General features: G+C 72.6%; 13 protein-coding genes. 9 read left to right on the top strand and 4 right to left on the bottom strand.

From position 1 onward, the window contains the following. The first annotated feature begins 116 nt into the window (after positions 1 to 116). The 8 genes from HP550_RS12825 to HP550_RS12860 all read left to right on the top strand — a co-directional run bounded on the left by HP550_RS12825 (position 117) and on the right by HP550_RS12860 (position 8814). Positions 117 to 878 (top strand): DeoR/GlpR family DNA-binding transcription regulator, encoded by a 762-nt coding sequence (locus HP550_RS12825; RefSeq protein WP_175348054.1) that lies wholly within the window; start codon positions 117 to 119, stop codon positions 876 to 878. A gap of 38 nt (positions 879 to 916) precedes the next feature. Then, positions 917 to 1957 carry a zinc-dependent dehydrogenase gene (locus tag HP550_RS12830; RefSeq protein ID WP_175348055.1) on the top strand — a complete coding sequence of 347 codons (1041 nt, stop codon included), beginning with the start codon at positions 917 to 919 and terminating at the stop codon, positions 1955 to 1957. A 54-nt stretch (positions 1958 to 2011) separates the two neighbouring features. Continuing rightward, positions 2012 to 3640: a PTS mannitol transporter subunit IIBC gene (locus HP550_RS12835; RefSeq protein ID WP_175348056.1), complete on the top strand. Its 1629-nt coding sequence runs from the start codon at positions 2012 to 2014 to the stop codon at positions 3638 to 3640. Continuing rightward, positions 3637 to 4071, top strand: a complete 435-nt coding sequence (locus HP550_RS12840; RefSeq protein WP_343048154.1) for a PTS mannitol transporter subunit IIA — start codon at positions 3637 to 3639, stop codon at positions 4069 to 4071. Before HP550_RS12835 ends, HP550_RS12840 begins: the two co-directional genes overlap by 4 nt. Positions 4072 to 4157: 86 nt before the next feature. Continuing rightward, entirely contained in the window at positions 4158 to 5141 is a 984-nt protein-coding gene (locus HP550_RS12845) for a 1-phosphofructokinase family hexose kinase (protein WP_175348057.1), read from the top strand. 56 nt (positions 5142 to 5197) lie between these two features. After that, positions 5198 to 5470, top strand: coding sequence for an HPr family phosphocarrier protein (locus tag HP550_RS12850; protein ID WP_175348058.1), 273 nt, complete (start codon positions 5198 to 5200; stop codon positions 5468 to 5470). After that, complete coding sequence (gene ptsP / locus HP550_RS12855) at positions 5467 to 7143, top strand: phosphoenolpyruvate--protein phosphotransferase (protein WP_175348059.1); 1677 nt, start codon at positions 5467 to 5469, stop codon at positions 7141 to 7143. The genes HP550_RS12850 and ptsP overlap by 4 nt, the downstream gene beginning before the upstream one ends. Positions 7144 to 7182: 39 nt before the next feature. Continuing rightward, entirely contained in the window at positions 7183 to 8814 is a 1632-nt protein-coding gene (locus tag HP550_RS12860) for a succinic semialdehyde dehydrogenase (protein ID WP_175348060.1), read from the top strand. A gap of 3 nt (positions 8815 to 8817) precedes the next feature. Here HP550_RS12860 and HP550_RS12865 read toward each other — a convergent pair whose 3' ends face one another. The 3 genes from HP550_RS12865 to HP550_RS12875 form a co-directional block, all read right to left on the bottom strand. Then, a complete protein-coding gene (locus tag HP550_RS12865) occupies positions 8818 to 10113 on the bottom strand; it encodes an acetate/propionate family kinase (RefSeq protein ID WP_246280831.1) in 1296 nt (431 codons plus the stop codon). Then, positions 10110 to 12182, bottom strand: a complete 2073-nt coding sequence (gene pta, locus HP550_RS12870; RefSeq protein WP_175348061.1) for a phosphate acetyltransferase — start codon at positions 12180 to 12182, stop codon at positions 10110 to 10112. The genes HP550_RS12865 and pta overlap by 4 nt, the downstream gene beginning before the upstream one ends. An 81-nt stretch (positions 12183 to 12263) precedes the next feature. Continuing rightward, positions 12264 to 14741, bottom strand: a complete 2478-nt coding sequence (locus HP550_RS12875) for a phosphoketolase family protein (RefSeq protein ID WP_175348062.1) — start codon at positions 14739 to 14741, stop codon at positions 12264 to 12266. Between the two features lie 278 nt (positions 14742 to 15019). Between HP550_RS12875 and HP550_RS12880 the strand changes: the two genes are divergently transcribed. Continuing rightward, a complete protein-coding gene (locus tag HP550_RS12880; protein WP_343048155.1) occupies positions 15020 to 15961 on the top strand; it encodes an SURF1 family protein in 942 nt (313 codons plus the stop codon). Here HP550_RS12880 and arfB read toward each other — a convergent pair. Further along, entirely contained in the window at positions 15927 to 16355 is a 429-nt protein-coding gene (gene arfB, locus HP550_RS12885; protein WP_175348063.1) for an alternative ribosome rescue aminoacyl-tRNA hydrolase ArfB, read from the bottom strand. The genes HP550_RS12880 and arfB overlap by 35 nt on opposite strands.

The following is a 16355-nucleotide window of genomic DNA, read 5'->3' on the forward strand; positions in this document are numbered from 1 at the left end:
CTTGACGATGTTTGCTTCGCTGCTGCATGCTGCATCTCGGCAGGCGTCACCGACGACGCCTGCCGGCACCCGACGTCGTCGTCGGACGTGCCGGGCACGGACGGAGAGGGCAGGGCATGTACGCACAGGAGCGCCACCAGCAGATCCTGCTCCGGGCGCGGGCCGACGGCCGTGTGGACGTCGGACAGCTGGCGGCCGAGCTGGACGTCACCCCGGAGACCGTCCGCCGCGACCTGAGCGCGCTCGAGCGGCTCGGTCTGGTGCGCCGCGTGCACGGCGGGGCCATCCCCGTCGAGCGGCTCGGTTTCGAGCCGGGCATCGCCGACCGGGAGCGCATGCTCGCGGGGGAGAAGGAGCGGATCGCCAAGGCGGCGCTCGACGAGCTGCCCGACGGCGGCGCGATCATCCTCGACGCAGGCACCACGACCGTCCGGCTGGCCGAGATGCTGCCGCAGGACCGCGAGCTGACCGTCGTCACGCACGCGCTGCCGGTCGCGATCGTGCTGGCCACCCGGCCGAACATCACGCTGCACGTCATCGGCGGCACCATCCGCGGACGCACCCTCGCCGCGGTCGGCACCTGGGCCGAGCGGGCGCTCGCCGACGTGCGCGTGGACACCACGTTCCTCGGCACCAACGGGCTGACCGTCGAGCACGGGCTGACCACCCCCGACCTGGCGGAGGCCGCCGTCAAGCGCGCGCTCGTCGCCGCCGGCCGGCGCACGGTCGTCCTCGCCGACCACACCAAGGTCGGCCGCTCCGACCTCGCCATCGTCGCGCCGCTGTCGGCCGTCGACACGCTCGTGACCGACACGGGCATCAACGCCGAGCTCGCCGACGAGATCGAGTCCGCCGGACCCCGCGTGGTCCGGGCCTGACTGACGTACCTCTGCACAGCACCGATCGAAGGAGAACGATGAAGGTCTTCCGCTTCTACGCCCCCGGCGACACCCGGCTCGAGGACGCCCCCGAGCCGACGACCGGCGCCGGCGAGGTCAAGCTCCGCGTGCGTGCCTGCTCGATGTGCGGCACCGACGTGAAGATCTCCACCTCGGGACACCAGCGCATCCGGCCGCCCCGCGTGATGGGCCACGAGATCGCCGGCGAGATCGTCGAGGTCGGCGAGGGCGTCACCGGCTGGGCGCCGGGCGACCGCGTCCAGGTCATCGCGGCGATCCCGTGCGGCGAGTGCGACTTCTGCACCGGCGGCCTGGAGACCATCTGCCCGAACCAGGTCTCGATGGGCTACGACTTCGACGGCGGGTTCGCGCCGTTCATGATCGTGCCGCCCGCCGTGCTCAAGGTGGACGGGCTCAATCGGATCCCCGACGGCGTCAGCTACGCCGAGGCCTCCGTCGCCGAGCCGTTCGCGTGCGCGATCAACGCCCAGGAGCTCATCGACGTGCACGACGGCGACACCGTCGTCGTGGTCGGCGCCGGCCCGATCGGCTGCCTGCACGTGCGCCTCGCCCGGGCACGCGGCGCCGAGACGGTCTACCTCGTGGAGCTGAGCCGCGAGCGTCTCGACCTCGCGGCCGGGGTCGTCAAGCCCGACGCGGCGATCTGCGCCGGCGAGGTCGACCCGGTGGCAGCGGTCCTCGAGCTCACCGGCGGCAAGGGCGTCAGCGTCGTCATCACCGCGGCGGCCTCCGGCGCGGCCCAGGAGCAGGCGCTCCAGATGCTGGCCCCGCGCGGTCGGTTCAGCCTGTTCGGCGGCCTGCCCAAGGACAAGCCGACGATCACCCTCGACTCGAACGTCGTGCACTACAAGGAGCTGATGCTCATGGGTGCCAACGGCTCGAGCCCCGAGCACAACCGCCAGGCACTCGCCATGATCGCGGACGGTCGCGTCCCGGTCTCCGACCTCATCACCCACCTGCTGCCGCTCGACCAGGTCGTCGAGGGCATCGACATCGTCCGTGGGGGCACGGGCATCAAGGTCACGATCGAACCCTGACGATCGCGACCGTTCCATCCGATCAACGACGATCAAGAGCGGAGTGAGCCGCACATGGCCACCACAACAGCAGGTGCTCCACCCGTGTCCCGGGGCAAGACCGCCCAGGTCCACATCCAGAGGTTCGGTGCCTTCCTGACCGGCATGATCATGCCCAACCTGCCGGCGTTCCTGGCATGGGGCCTGATCACGGCACTGTTCATCGCCGTCGGCTGGCTGCCGAACGGCGTGCTCGGCGGGTTCGGCAACGCCGACCTGCCGGGGGCCTGGTCGGGCGCGGCGACGCAGCTCGTCATGGCGGAGGACGGCACGACGTTCCACCAGTACCTCGGGCTCGTCGGCCCGATGGTGACCTTCCTGCTCCCGCTGCTCATCGCGAACGCCGGCGGCCGGATGGTCTACGGCGAGCGTGGCGGCGTCGTCGCGTCCATCGCGACGGTCGGCATCATCGTCGGCAGCACGGTCCCGATGTTCCTCGGCGCCATGATCCTCGGCCCGCTGTCCGCGTGGATCATGAAGAAGATCGACTCGATCTGGGACGGCAAGATCAGGCCCGGGTTCGAGATGCTGGTCAACATGTTCTCGGCCGGCATCGTCGGCGGAGCACTGTCGGTCGGCGCCTTCTACGGTGTCGCGCCGATCGTGACCCAGATCAGCACGTGGCTCGGCGACATCGTCGGCTGGATGGCCGACAACCACATCCTGCCGTTCATGAGCGTGATCGTGGAGCCGGCGAAGGTGCTGTTCCTCAACAACGCGATCGGCAACGGCGTGCTCGTCCCCCTCGGCGCCAGCCAGGTCGCCGAGCAGGGCAAGTCGCTGCTGTTCCTCGTCGAGGCCAACCCCGGCCCGGGCCTGGGCATCCTGCTCGCCTACACGCTCCTCGGTGTGGGTGCGGCGCGATCGACCGCCCCCGGCGCGATCATCGTGCAGTTCTTCGGCGGCATCCACGAGGTGTACTTCCCGTTCGTGCTCATGAAGCCCACCCTCATCATCGCGGCGATCGCCGGCGGCATGACGGGCATCGGGACGAACGTCGTGATGGGCAGCGGGCTCGTCGGACCGGCGGCACCGGGCAGCATCTTCGCGGTCTTCGCGCAGACGGCCCGAGGCAGCTTCCCCGGCGTGATCCTGTCGGTCGTGCTCTCCGCGACCGTGTCGTTCCTCATCGCGGCCGTCATCCTGCGGGCCACGCGCAAGCGTGACCTCGCGGCGGGCGAGAGCGGCGACCTCAGTGCCGCGATCGCGCAGACCGAGGCGAACAAGGGCAAGAGCAGCGCGGCACTGAGCGCGCTGGTCGCCGAGGAGCGCACCGCGGAGGCGGCCGAGGCCGCCCTGTCGGGGCACGGCACGACGACGGCCACGGCGGTCCGCCCGATCCGGTCGATCGTGTTCGCGTGCGACGCCGGCATGGGGTCGAGCGCGATGGGCGCCAGCGTCCTGCGCGACAAGCTCAAGAAGGCGGGCGTCGAGGGTGTCTCGGTGGTCAACAAGGCCGTCGCCAACCTCCAGGACGACGTCGACCTCGTGATCAGCCAGCGAGAGCTGACCGACCGTGCACGCAAGCACGCGCCGAACTCCCGGCACGTCTCGGTGGACAACTTCATGAACAGCCCCGTGTACGACTCGGTCGTGCAGGAGGTCAAGGAGGGCGCTGCCGACGACGGAGTCACGGCATCGTGAGCGACATCCTGACCAGGGACCTGGTCGTCGCGTCGGGGCGGGCGACCACCCGCGACGAGGCGATCCGGGAGGCCGGCGAGCTGCTCGCGTCGTCCGGGGCGGTCACCGCCCAGTACGTCGACGCAATGGCGGAGCGGGAGCGCACGGTGTCCACCTACATGGGCAACTACCTGGCGATCCCGCACGGCACGAACGCCGCCAAGGAGGCGATCGTCCGCTCGGCCCTGTGCCTTATCCGCTACGACGAGCCGATCGACTGGGCCGGCAACCCGGTGCGGGTCGTCGTCGGGATCGCCGGCGTCAACGACGAGCACCTGGGCATCCTCGGCAAGATCGCGGTGATCTTCGCCGACGAGGACGAGGTCCGCCGCGTCCTGGCCGCGACGACCGCGGACGAGCTGTACGACCTCGTCCAGCGGGTCAACACGTGAGCACCGACTGACGGCCGACGCCCCGGCGCGGGCACGACGCGCCGGGGCATCGGCACCCCTGTACCACCACTTCGACGGAGCACACCTTGATCATCACGGTCACCCCCAACCCGAGCCTCGACCGGACCTTCGACGTCGACGTCCTCGCGGTCGGCGAGGTCACCCGCGCGCACGGCACGCACGTGCACGCCGGTGGCAAGGGCATCAACGTCTCCCGGGCCCTCGCCCGGCACGGCATCGCCACGCGCGCCGTCCTGCCGGTGGGCGGAGCCGACGGGGCGGAGCTGGTCGACCTGCTGAGCGCGCTGGGCGTACCCGCCCGGGCCGTCCCGGTGCGCGGCGCCACGCGCAGCAACGTGGCGGTCGTCGACGCCCGCGGTGTGACCACGAAGGTCAACGCCGCCGGTCCGACGCTCGACGACGACGAGGCCGCGGCGCTCGTGGCCGCGGTGGAGCGCGAGCTGGACGCCGCAGGCCCCTCACGTTCGTGGCTCGTGCTCGCGGGCAGCGTGCCCCGCGGTGCCGGCGCGGACCTGTACCCCCGGCTCGTCGCGGCCGCTGCCGCGCGGGGCATCCCCGTCGCGGTGGACGCCTCGGGCGCGGCGCTCGAGGCGACCGTCCGGGCGGGCGGGACCGCACTGCTCAAGCCGAACCTCGACGAGCTCTGCGACGTGCTGGGCACCTCCCCGACCACCGTCGGCGAGATCGTCGCGGGCGCCCGTTCGGTGCTCGCTCGCGGCCACGACAGCGCGCTGGTGTCGCTCGGGGCCGACGGTGCGCTGCTCGTCACCGCCACGCAGAGCTGGTGGGCCGGCGGCTCGCCGATCGTGCCCCGCAGCACCGTCGGCGCGGGCGACTGCACTCTCGCGGGCTTCCTCGCCTCCGACGGCGAGCCGCTCGACCGCCTGCGCGCCGCCGTCGCCTGGGGTCGCGCGGCCGTGGGGCTGCCCGGCAGCGCCATCCCCGGACCCGCCGACCTCGACCTCGCCGCCGTGCAGGTCGTCACCGAACCCGACCCGACCCTGGACCCCGCGGACCTGTTCCGGACCGCCCCCGCCGGGCTCGCCTGAGAACCGGCACTCGACACTCCGCGTCTACTCGTACCGCTGATCCAAGGAGACCTGCCATGACCGAACGCACCGTCGCGATCGCCTCCGCCCAGGGCCTGCACGCGCGCCCCGCCTCGCTGTTCGCGCAGGCCGCCGGCGCCGCGGGCATCCCCGTCACCATCGCCAAGACGGGTGGCTCGCCCGTGAACGCCGCCAGCATGCTGATGGTCATGACGTTGTCCGCCGCGCACGGCGAGGAGGTCGTCCTGACCGCCGACGGTCCGCAGGCCGACGACGTGCTGGACTCGCTCGTCGGCCTCCTGGCCACGGACCTGGACGCCGAGGTATGAGCGTCGCCGCCGGACGCCGCACGCTCGCCGGTGTGGGGGTCGGGCGCGGTCTGGTCGTCGGGCCCATCGCCAAGGCCTACCCCTCGCCCGTCATCCCGCCCCAGGGCGGCGGCGACCCCGCGCAGCTCGGGCCGGCGTTCGACCAGGTCGCGACCTCCCTCCAGGCTCGCGCGCAGGCCGCGACCGGCGCGCTCGCGGCCGTGCTCGGCGCCACCGCGCAGATGGCGGCCGACCCGGCGCTGCGTGCCGAGGCCGAGCAGCGCGTGGCCGCGGGGGAGACCCCCGCCGAGGCCGTCGACCGCGCGATCGCCCGGTTCGTCGACATGTTCACCGCCGCCGGCGGGGCGCTGGCCGAGCGGGTCACCGACCTGCGCAGCGTGCGCGACCGCGTCGTCGCCGTGCTGCTCGACCTCGACGAGCCCGGCGTCCCCCCGTTGACCGAGCCGAGCATCGTGGTCGCGGCCGACCTGGCGCCGGCCGACACCGCGGCGCTCGACGTCCGGCAGGTCCTCGCGATCGTCACCGAGCGCGGCGGGCCCACCGGCCACACCGCGATCATCGCCGGGCAGCTGGGCATCCCGTGCGTCGTCCGCACCACCGGGATCATGGACCTCGAGCCCGGCACGGAGGTGGCCGTGGACGCCGTCACCGGCACCGTCACCCTCGACCCGGGCCCGGAGATCCGGGAGCAGTCGCGGGCGCGCCGGGCGGCCGCCGTGGCGCTGGAGTCCGACACGGCACCCGGGGCGACCGCCGACGGTCACGCCGTCAAGCTGATGGCCAACATCGGCACCGGCAAGGACGCCGACCGGGCCGGCGCGGTCCCCACCGAGGGTGTCGGGCTGTTCCGGACCGAGGTGCTCTACCTCGGTCGCGCGACGGCTCCGTCGCAGGCCGAGCAGGTCGCCGAGTACAGCCGGGTCCTGCGGGCGTTCGCGGGCGGCAAGGTCGTCGTCCGCACGCTCGACGCGGGCGCCGACAAGCCGCTGCCGTTCGTCACGCAGGCCGGCGAGGAGAACCCGGCGCTGGGCGTGCGCGGCTACCGCCTGGTGCGGTCGCACCCGGAGCTGCTGGACACGCAGCTCGAGGCGCTGGCCCGCGCGCAGGCCGAGACCGGCACCACCCCGTGGGTGATGGCGCCGATGGTCACGACGCCCGCCGAGGCGCGCGACTTCGCCGCCCGGGCACGGGCCGCGGGGGTCTCGATCGTCGGCGTGATGATCGAGGTGCCGGCGGCTGCGCTGCGGGCACGGGAGATCCTCGCGGAGGTGGACTTCGTCTCGGTGGGCACCAACGACCTGGCGCAGTACACGATGGCCAGCGACCGGCTCCGCGGCGAGCTGGCCGACCTGCTGGACCCGTGGCAGCCGGCCGTGCTCGACCTGGTGGACAGCACGGCTCGCGCGGGTCTGCGGGCACGCAAGCCCGTCGGGGTGTGCGGGGAGTCGGCGTCGGACCCGGTGCTGGCGCTGGTGCTCGTCGGGCTCGGGGTGACCAGCCTGTCGATGTCGGTGGGCGCCATCCCCGCGGTCCGGTACGCGCTGCGGCACCACACCTCGGCGGAGTGCGCGACGATGGCCGCCACCGCGCTCGCGGCCCAGTCGGCGGGCGAGGGGCGCGCTGCCGTGGTCGCCCTGCTGCACCCGGACGTGCGCGAGACGTTGGGCGTGTAGCGCGCGGACCAGCCGAGTGCCGCGCGTACTCTCGCCGGTATGGCGCACGACCCGGGACACATCGAGCTCCACGACCCTGAGACCGACCCGCTCGCGACCTACGTGCTGGAGCCGGACGACGTCCGGCCCCTGCTGCGGCGCGTCGTCGCCTCGCCCGGCGCGAGCACGTACACGTCGCACGCGCCGTTCACGGGCGGCCCGATCGCCGCGATCCCGCTGTCCACGCCGGAGGACGTCGTGCGCGCCGCCAAGGCCGCGCGTGCCGCCCAGCGGCTGTGGGCCGCACGGCCCCTGCGCGAGCGGACCGCGGTGCTCTCGCGTGTGCACGACCTCGTGCTCGAGCGGCAGAGCGACGTGCTCGACCTCATCCAGGTGGAGTCGGGCAAGGCGCGGGTCCACGCGTTCGAGGAGGTCTGCGACATCGCGCTGGTGGCCCGGCACTACGCCGCGCGCGCCGGTCGCTACCTCGCGCCCCGGCGGGTCCCCGGTCTGCTCCCCGGGCTGACGACGACGCGCGTGCTGCGGCACCCGGTCGGCGTCGTCGGCATCATCGCGCCCTGGAACTTCCCGCTGACCCTGACGCTCGGCGACGTGCTTCCCGCGCTCGTGGCCGGCAACGCGGTCCTCCTGCGACCCGACCCGCAGACGGCGCTGACGTCGCTGTGGGCCGCCGAGCTGCTGGAGGTCGCCGGGCTGCCCGACGGCCTGCTCCAGGTGCTGGTCGGCGACGGGCCGACCGTCGGGGCGGCCGTCGTCCAGAACGTGGACCACGTGAGCTTCACCGGCTCCACCCGCACGGGCCGGGTCGTCGCCGCGCAGGCGGGGGAGCGGCTGGTGCCGGCCACCCTGGAGCTGGGCGGCAAGAACCCGATGTACGTGGCCGACGACGTGGACGTCGAGGTCGCGGCCGAGGGTGCCGTGCGCGCGTGCTTCGTCGGCGCCGGCCAGGTGTGCGTGAGCATCGAGCGGATCTACGTGCACGAGGACGTCGCCGACGCGTTCACCGCGGCCTTCGTCCGGCGCACGAAGGCACTGCGCCTCGGCTCGGGGCTGGACTACCGCTCGGACATCGGGTCGCTCACGTCGGCCGCGCAGCTGGCCACCGTCGTCGAGCACGTCGAGGACGCCGTCGGGAACGGGGCCACCGTGCTGGCCGGCGGGGTGCACCGCTCCGACGTCGGCCCGTGGTTCTACGAGCCCACCATCCTCACCGACGTGCCGACCGAGGCGCGGCTGGTGCGGGAGGAGACCTTCGGTCCGGTCGTGACGGTCTCCACCGTGGCGTCCGACGACGAGGCGGTCGCCGCGATGAACGACAGCGACCTCGGCCTGAACGCGAGCATCTGGACCGCGGACACCCGCCGCGGCGCCGCCCTCGCCGAGCGCGTGCGGGTGGGCACCGTGAACGTCAACGAGGGCTACGTCGCCACCTGGGGCTCGGTCGCGGCACCCCAGGGCGGCATCGGCGCGTCGGGGATCGGCAGCCGGCACGGTCGCGAGGGCCTCTGGGCGACCACCCGCGTGCAGACCGTCGCGGTGCAGCACGGGGTGCACGGGGTGCTCGGTGGCCCCGGCGTGGGGCTGCACCGGATGTTCGACCTGGGCACCGAGACGTGGCCCCGCGTCTACACCGAGGTGCTGCGGACGCTCAGGGCACTGCGGCTGCCGTAGGGATCAGGCGTGCCCGGCGGCCGCCGGGGCCGGGTCGGACTCGTCGCTGGTGCCCTCGTAGCCTGCCGCCTCGACGGTGGCCACGGCCTGCCGCGCGATGGCGAGCTCCTCGTTGGTCGGCACCACCATCACCAGGGTGCTGGCCCAGTCCGGCGAGATGATCGTCGGCTCCTTCTTGCGGCCGGCGTTGCGCTCCAGGTCCACCGCGATGCCCATGGCCTCGAGCCCTTCGAGCGCGCGGGCGCGGACGATGTCGTCGTTCTCGCCGACACCGGCCGTGAACACGATGACGTCGACCCGTCCGAGCACCGCGTGGTACGCGCCGATGTACTTGCGCAGCCGGTGCACGTAGACGTCCAGCGCGAGGATCGCGTCCTCGTCGCCGGCCTCGACCAGCTTGTGCAGCTCGCGGAAGTCGTTCTCGCCCGCGAGCCCCTTGAGCCCGGACCGGCGGTTGAGCAGGTCGTCGATGTCGTCGACCGACATGCCCGCGTTGCGCTGGAGGTGGATGAGCACCGCGGGGTCGACGTCGCCGGACCGCGTGCCCATGACCAGGCCCTCCAGCGGCGTCATGCCCATCGAGGTCTCCACCGCGACGCCCCCGCGGACCGCCGACGCGGACGCGCCGTTGCCCAGGTGCAGCACGATCTGGTTGAGGTCCTCGAGCTTGCGCCCGAGCACCCGCGCCACCTTGCCCGACACGTACTGGTGCGACGTCCCGTGGAACCCGTAGCGCCGCACGTCGTGCGCCTTCGCCACAGCGCGGTCGATCGCGTAGGTGGCCGCCGCCTCGGGCAGCGTGCGGAAGAACGCGGTGTCGAACACGACGACGTGCGGCACGTCCGGCAGGAGCTCGCGCGCCACCTGGATGCCGGTGAGGTTCGGCGGCGTGTGCAGCGGCGCCAGCGGCGCGAGGGCGTCGATCTGCGCCACGACGTCGTCGTCCACGATCACGGGGGACCCGAACACGGAGCCGCCCTGCACCACGCGGTGACCGACCGCGACCACGTGCGCCTCGGCCAGGTCCGGACCGACCTCGTCGAAGAGCGCGAGGACCGCGCGCAGCCCGGCACCGTGATCGGGCACCGCGTCGGTGCGCGTCGTCGTGTTCCCGGCGTACGTGTGCTTGACCAGGCCCTCGCTCTCGCCGATGCGCTCGACGAGACCCGACGCGATCGCCCCGCCACCGACCGGGTCGACCAGCTGGTACTTGATCGACGACGAGCCGGAGTTCACGACGAGCACGCTGCCGTGCGCTCCGTGCGCCATGTGCGGGGCCGGGCGGGTGAGGGGGTTCATGCGGGAGTCTCCGTCTGGGCCTGGATGGCTGTGATCGCCACGGTGTTCACGATGTCCTGGACCAGGGCACCGCGCGAGAGGTCGTTGACCGGCTTGCGCAGCCCCTGGAGCACGGGACCGATGGCGACTGCTCCGGCGGAGCGCTGCACGGCCTTGTAGGTGTTGTTGCCGGTGTTGAGGTCGGGGAACACGAACACCGTCGCGCGGCCGGCGACGGCCGAGTCCGGCATCTTGGTCTTCGCCACGGAGGCGTCGACGGCGGCGTCGTACTGGATCGGGCCCTCGACCGAGAGGTCCGGCCGGCGCTCCCTGACCAGCGCGGTCGCGGCGCGGACCTTCTCCACGTCCGCGCCCGAGCCGGACTCGCCGGTGGAGTAGGAGAGCATCGCGATGCGCGGTTCGATGCCGAACTGCTGGGCGGTGCCCGCCGACGAGATCGCGATGTCCGCCAGCTGCTCCGCGGTCGGGTCGGGGATGACCGCGCAGTCGGCGTAGACGAGCACCCGGTCCTCGAGGCACATGAGGAACGCGCTCGACACGCTGCCGACGCCGGGCGAGGTCTTGATGATCTCGAACGAGGGCTTGATGGTGTGCGCGGTGGTGTGTGCCGCCCCGGAGACCATGCCGTCCGCCAGCCCGAGCTGGACCATCATCGTGCCGAAGTAGGACACCGACGAGACGATCTCCCGCGCCCGCTCGACCGTCATGCCCTTGTGCTTGCGCATCTCGGTGTACGCCTCGGCGAACCGCTCGAGCAGCACCGGGTCGTGCGGGTCGATGATCGCGGCCGCGTCGAGGTCGAGGCCGAGCTCGGTGGCGCGCGCGCGGATGGCGGGCTCCTCGCCGAGGATCGTGATCTGGGCGACGCCGCGCTGGAGCAGGGTGGATGCCGCCCGCAGGATCCGGTCGTCGGTGCCCTCCGGGAGGACCACGTGCTGCTTGTTGGCCCGGGCGCGGTCCAGCAGGGCGAACTCGAACATCAGCGGCGTGACCACCTCGGGCCGCTCGACGTCCAGGGCGGCCAGGAGAGCGGCCCCGTCGACGTGCTGCTCGAACAGCGACAGCGCGGTGTCGATCTTGCGCTGCGAGTCACCGGTCAGGCGGCCGTGCGTGTCCGCGACGGCGCTCGCGGAGCGGAACGTGCCCAGCTCCGTGCTGAGGATCGGCAGCTTGCTCCCGAGCCCGTTGAGCAGCCGCGCGATCAGCGGTGCCGGGCGGAAGCCGCCGTTGAGGATGATGCCGGCCAGGGAGGGGAACCCCTCGGCCTGGTGCGCCATGAGCAGGCCGAGCAGCACGTCGGCCCGGTCGCCCGGCGTGATGACGACGGCACCGTCCGTGAGCTTGCCCAGCAGGTGCTCCATGGACATCGCGCCGACGATGACGTCGAGCACCTCGCGCTGGAGCAGCGCGTCGTCGCCGGAGATGAGGGTGCCGCGCACCGAGTCGGACAGCTGCCGGACCGTCGGCGCCGTGAGCAGCGGGTTCTCGGGCACCGCCCACGAGGGCAGGCCGGTGCCGGAACGGAGCGCGTCGCGGACGCCGCTCACCGAGCCCGGGGCGCACCGGTTGGCGACGACCGAGACCACCTGGGCGTGGTTGGCGTGCATCTCGGTGACGACCACGTCGGCCACCTGCGCGATCACGGCGGGCTTGCGGTGCCCGCCGTTGACGACGAGCACCACGGGGGCGCCCAGGTTCGCCGCGATGCGGGCGTTGTAGGCCAGCTCCGTGGGCCCGGCGACGTCGGTGTAGTCCGTGCCGACGACGACGACGGCGTCGCAGCGCCGCTCCACGTCGTGGTACCGGGCGACGATCTGCGCGAGCGCCTGCTCGGGGTCGTGCAGCACCTGCTCGTAGGTCACCCCCACGCACTCCTCGTAGGTGAGGTCGACCCCGTCGTGCTGGAGCAGCAGCTCCAGGACGTAGTCGCGCACGTGGGTGGAGCGCGCCACGGGTCGGAACACCCCGACGCGCTGGACCGTGCGGGCCAGGAGGTCCACCAGTCCGAGCGCGACCATGGACTTGCCTGAATCCCCCTCGGGGGAGGTGACATAGATGCTGCGGGCCACGGTGGGCGTCTCCTGAAGGTGGTGCGGGTGGTGCGGGACCGTGGGGCGGGCGGCGTCGCCCGCCCCACGGACTGCGTCGAGCTACTCGTTGTCACCGCCGGTCGACAGCGTCGCCGCCACCTGTCCGGAGTCCGACTGGTCCTGCGCGTCGGGCCAGACCCAGTCGCGGACCTCGGGCAGGTCGTCGCCGAACGCGCGGGTGTACTCGCGGGCCCGGAGGCGCTCGTCGACCATCTTCTGCCGCAGGTTGGCCTGGGCCGTGCGCAGGTGCGGCACGTTGTCGATGACGTCGATGACCAGGTGGAACCGGTCGAGGTCGTTGAGCATGACCATGTCGAAGGGCGTCGTCGTGGTGCCCTCCTCCTTGTAGCCGCGCACGTGGATGTTGGTGTGACCCTTGCGGCGGTACGTGAGCCGGTGGATGAGCCACGGGTACCCGTGGTAGGCGAAGATCACCGGCTTGTCGTCCGTGAACAGGCCGTCGAACTGCGCGTCCGACAGGCCGTGCGGGTGCTCCCGCGCGTCCTGGAGGCGCATCAGGTCGACCACGTTGATCACGCGGACCTTAAGGTCGGGCAGCTCGCGGCGCAGGATGTCCGCCGCCGCCAGCACCTCGAGCGTCGGCACGTCGCCGGCGGCACCGAGCACGACGTCGGGCTTCTCACCGTGCACCTCCGACCCGGCCCAGTCCCAGATCCCGAGCCCGCGCGTGCAGTGCGCGACGGCCTGGTCCATGGTCAGGAAGTTCGGGGCCGGCTGCTTGCCCGCCACCACCACGTTGACGTACTGCCGGCTGCGCAGGCAGTGGTCGTACGTGGACAGCAGGGTGTTGGCGTCCGGCGGCAGGTAGACCCGCACCACCTCGGCCTTCTTGTTGACCACGTGGTCGATGAACCCCGGGTCCTGGTGGCTGAAGCCGTTGTGGTCCTGGCGCCAGACGTGGCTGGACAGCAGGTAGTTCAGGCTCGCGATGGGCCGGCGCCACGGGATGTCGTCGGTGACCTTCAACCACTTGGCGTGCTGGTTGAACATGGAGTCGATGATGTGGATGAACGCCTCGTAGCAGTTGAACAGGCCGTGCCGGCCGGTCAGCAGGTACCCCTCGAGCCAGCCCTGGCACTGGTGCTCGCTGAGCATCTCCAGCACGCGGCCGGCGCGGGCCAGGTGCTCGTCGACGTCGCCCCCGAAGAACTCGGCGTTCCACTGCTTGTCCGTGGTCTGGAACACCGACTGGAGGCGGTTCGACGCCGTCTCGTCGGGACCGAAGATCCGGAAGTTGTCGGGGTTGAGCCGGATGACGTCGGTGAGCCAGTCGCCCAGCACGCGCGGCGCCTCGCTCATCGAGCCGCCCGGCACCGGCACGTCGACCGCGTACTCCCGGAAGTCCGGCAGGCGCAGGTCCTTGAGCAGCAGGCCGCCGTTGGCGTGCGGGTTGTCGCTCATCCGCAGGTGCCCCTGGGGTGCGAGCGAGCGGACGTCGTCGTGCAGCTTCCCGCTCTCGTCGAACAGCTCGTTGATCCGGTACGACTCCAGCCACTTGCGCAGCACGTCGAGGTGCTCCGGGGTGTCCCGCGCGTTGGCCAGCGGCACCTGGTGCGCCCGCCACGAGCCGGTGGTCTTCTTGCCGTCGATGTAGTCCGGTCCCGTCCAGCCCTTGGGGGTGCGGAACACGATCATCGGCCACTGCGGGCGCTGCTCGTTGCCGGCGTGCGCGCTGCGCTTGATCTCCGCGATCTCGTCGAGCACCTCGTCGAGCAGCGTCGCGAACCGGCGGTGGATGTCCTCGTGCGACTCGTCGTCGAAGCCCGCGACGAACATGTGCGGCTTGTGGCCGTACCCGACCATCAGCGACGCGAGCTCCTCCTCGGGGATGCGCGCGAGCACCGTCGGGTTGGCGATCTTGTAGCCGTTGAGGTGCAGGATCGGCAGGACGACCCCGTCGTTCTGGACGTTGACGAACTTGTTCGAGTGCCAGCTGGTGGCCAGCGGTCCGGTCTCCGCCTCGCCGTCGCCGATGACGGTGGCGACCAGCAGGTCGGGGTTGTCGAACGCGGCCCCGTACGCGTGGCTCAGCGCGTAGCCGAGCTCGCCGCCCTCGTGGATCGAGCCGGGGGTCTCCGGTGCCACGTGGCTGGGGATGCCGCCGGGGAACGAGAACTGCCGGAACAGCCGGTGGATGCCCTCGCTGTCCTCGGTGATGTCCGAGTAGTACTCCGAGTAGGTGCCGTCGAGGTACGCGCTGGCCACCAGGCCCGGGCCGCCGTGGCCGGGACCCGTGATGTAGATGGTGGACTGCTCGCGCTCGGCGATCGCGCGGTTCAGGTGCGCGTAGAGGAAGTTCAGGCCGGGCGTCGTGCCCCAGTGGCCGAGCAGGCGCGGCTTGACGTGGTCGCGCGTCAGCGGCTCGCGCAGCAGCGCGTTGTCCAAGAGGTAGATCTGGCCCACCGAGAGATAGTTGGCGGCCCGCCACCACTGGTCGATGCGGTTCAGCGTCTCGGCGTCGAGAGCATCACCGCTCCCCGTCCGCCACGTGCCGCGTTCCGACGTCGTCGTGCTCATGCGCGCTCCCCAGTCGTCGTTCCGGCGATCACGCCGGTCCGGTGTCAGCCTGTCGTCGGACCCCGTCGCGACCGGAGGACCTAGGTCCTCCGGTTGCTGCGCGGGTCTAGTTGTCATACAACCGCACTCCGCCGTCCGGCGCAGGAGGGGCCGGTGCACGGAACCGGAACGTCTGGTGGCCGGCCGGGCACACGGGTGTGCAGGTCAGCGGGGTCGTAGGCCCCTGTGCACGGGGTCCCCGGGCGCGGTCGGGCCGTCCCTGCGAGGTACCGTGAGGGGTGACCGAACAGCGCCCCGCAGCCGTCGCGCACGACCGCGCGGCACGGTCGGCGGCAGGCAGTGACGATGGTCACGGTCGCCCGCTCGGGCGCGGCGTCGGGGTGGAGGGCGGTTCACCGTCCGGCGCGCTGTCGGCGTGGTCGCAGGCCGAGCGACGCCCGCCGACGACGATGCTGCGCGCCGCGGTCCGGCCGCGCATGCTCCTGCTCCTCGTCCTCCTGCTCGCCGCCGCCGCACTCTGCGCCCGGCTGGGTGCGTGGCAGCTGGACCGCGCGCAGGTGCACGGCACTGCCGCCGCGGAACGGCTGACCGCCGAGCTCGTCGCCGCGCCCGCGGTCCCGCTCGACGACGTGCTGGCCCCGCAGACCACGTTCACCGGCGACCTCGTGGGCCGCAAGGTGTCCGTGACCGGCACCTACGACCCCGCCGGCCAGCTGCTGGTGACCGGCCGTGCGCACGACGGGACCACCGGGCTGCTCGTCCTGACGCCGCTGACGACCACCGGCGGCGCCGTGCTGCCGGTGGCGCGCGGCTGGGTCCCGACCCCCGCCGACGCCGACGAGCCGCCCGCCGGACCGGTCGAGGTGACCGGCTACCTCCAGGCGTCCGAGCAGGCCGGAACCGGGGTGGCCGACGGCAGGACCGACGCGATCAGCTCCGCCGAGCTGCTCAACTCCTGGGGCGGGCCGATCTACACCGGGTACCTCGTGGTCTCGTCGTCCGACCCGGCACAGGCCGGCACGGTGGCGCTGCTGGACCCGCCGACGAAGCCGGGCGCCGGGCTGAACATCCAGAACCTCGCCTACGCCGCGCAGTGGTGGATCTTCGGCGCGTTCGCGGTGCTGCTGTGGCTCCGGCTCGTGCGCGACGAGGCCCGCGGCGCCGGCCCGGAGCAGGACGAGCCCGTCACCCCGGCGGAGGACGGCGCCGCAGCTGCTTGACCGCCCGGCGCTTCTGCTCGCCCTGGACCCGGCGCACCTGGGAGCCCCGGCTCGGTCGGGTGTCGCGGCGCGTCGGTCCCGGGGGAGCGAGGGCGTCGTCGAGCAGCGCCTGCGCGCGGGTGAGCGCGGCCTCGCGGTTGCGCAGCTGGGACCGGTACTCCTGGGCGCTCAGGGTGAGCGTCGAGCCGCGCAGCCGGCCCGCCAGCCGCGCCAGGACCCGGTCCTGCTGCGTCGGGCTGGTCCACGCGATCCGCGCCAGGTCGACCGTGAGCTCGACGCGGGAGTCGGTGGTGTTCACCGACTGACCGCCCGGCCCGCTGGACCGCGAGAAGCGCCACGCGAGGGCGTCGTCCGGAACGACGACACCCCCGCGCAGCACCAGTGGACCGGTCAT

Source organism: Cellulomonas humilata, assembly GCF_013359775.1.
Classification (GTDB): Bacteria; Actinomycetota; Actinomycetes; order Actinomycetales; family Cellulomonadaceae; genus Cellulomonas; species Cellulomonas humilata.

What these genes read in the sequence shown, in the direction of transcription:
- HP550_RS12825 (WP_175348054.1), top strand. Translation starts at nt 117, where the DNA reads ATGTACGCACAGGAGCGCCACCAGCAGATCCTGCTCCGGGCGCGGGCC.
- HP550_RS12830 (WP_175348055.1), top strand. Translation starts at nt 917, where the DNA reads ATGAAGGTCTTCCGCTTCTACGCCCCCGGCGACACCCGGCTCGAGGAC.
- HP550_RS12835 (WP_175348056.1), top strand. Translation starts at nt 2,012, where the DNA reads ATGGCCACCACAACAGCAGGTGCTCCACCCGTGTCCCGGGGCAAGACC.
- HP550_RS12850 (WP_175348058.1), top strand. Translation starts at nt 5,198, where the DNA reads ATGACCGAACGCACCGTCGCGATCGCCTCCGCCCAGGGCCTGCACGCG.
- ptsP (WP_175348059.1), top strand. Translation starts at nt 5,467, where the DNA reads ATGAGCGTCGCCGCCGGACGCCGCACGCTCGCCGGTGTGGGGGTCGGG.
- HP550_RS12860 (WP_175348060.1), top strand. Translation starts at nt 7,183, where the DNA reads ATGGCGCACGACCCGGGACACATCGAGCTCCACGACCCTGAGACCGAC.
- HP550_RS12865 (WP_246280831.1), bottom strand. Translation starts at nt 10,113, where the DNA reads ATGAACCCCCTCACCCGCCCGGCCCCGCACATGGCGCACGGAGCGCAC.
- HP550_RS12875 (WP_175348062.1), bottom strand. Translation starts at nt 14,741, where the DNA reads ATGAGCACGACGACGTCGGAACGCGGCACGTGGCGGACGGGGAGCGGT.
- arfB (WP_175348063.1), bottom strand. Translation starts at nt 16,355, where the DNA reads ATGACCGGTCCACTGGTGCTGCGCGGGGGTGTCGTCGTTCCGGACGAC.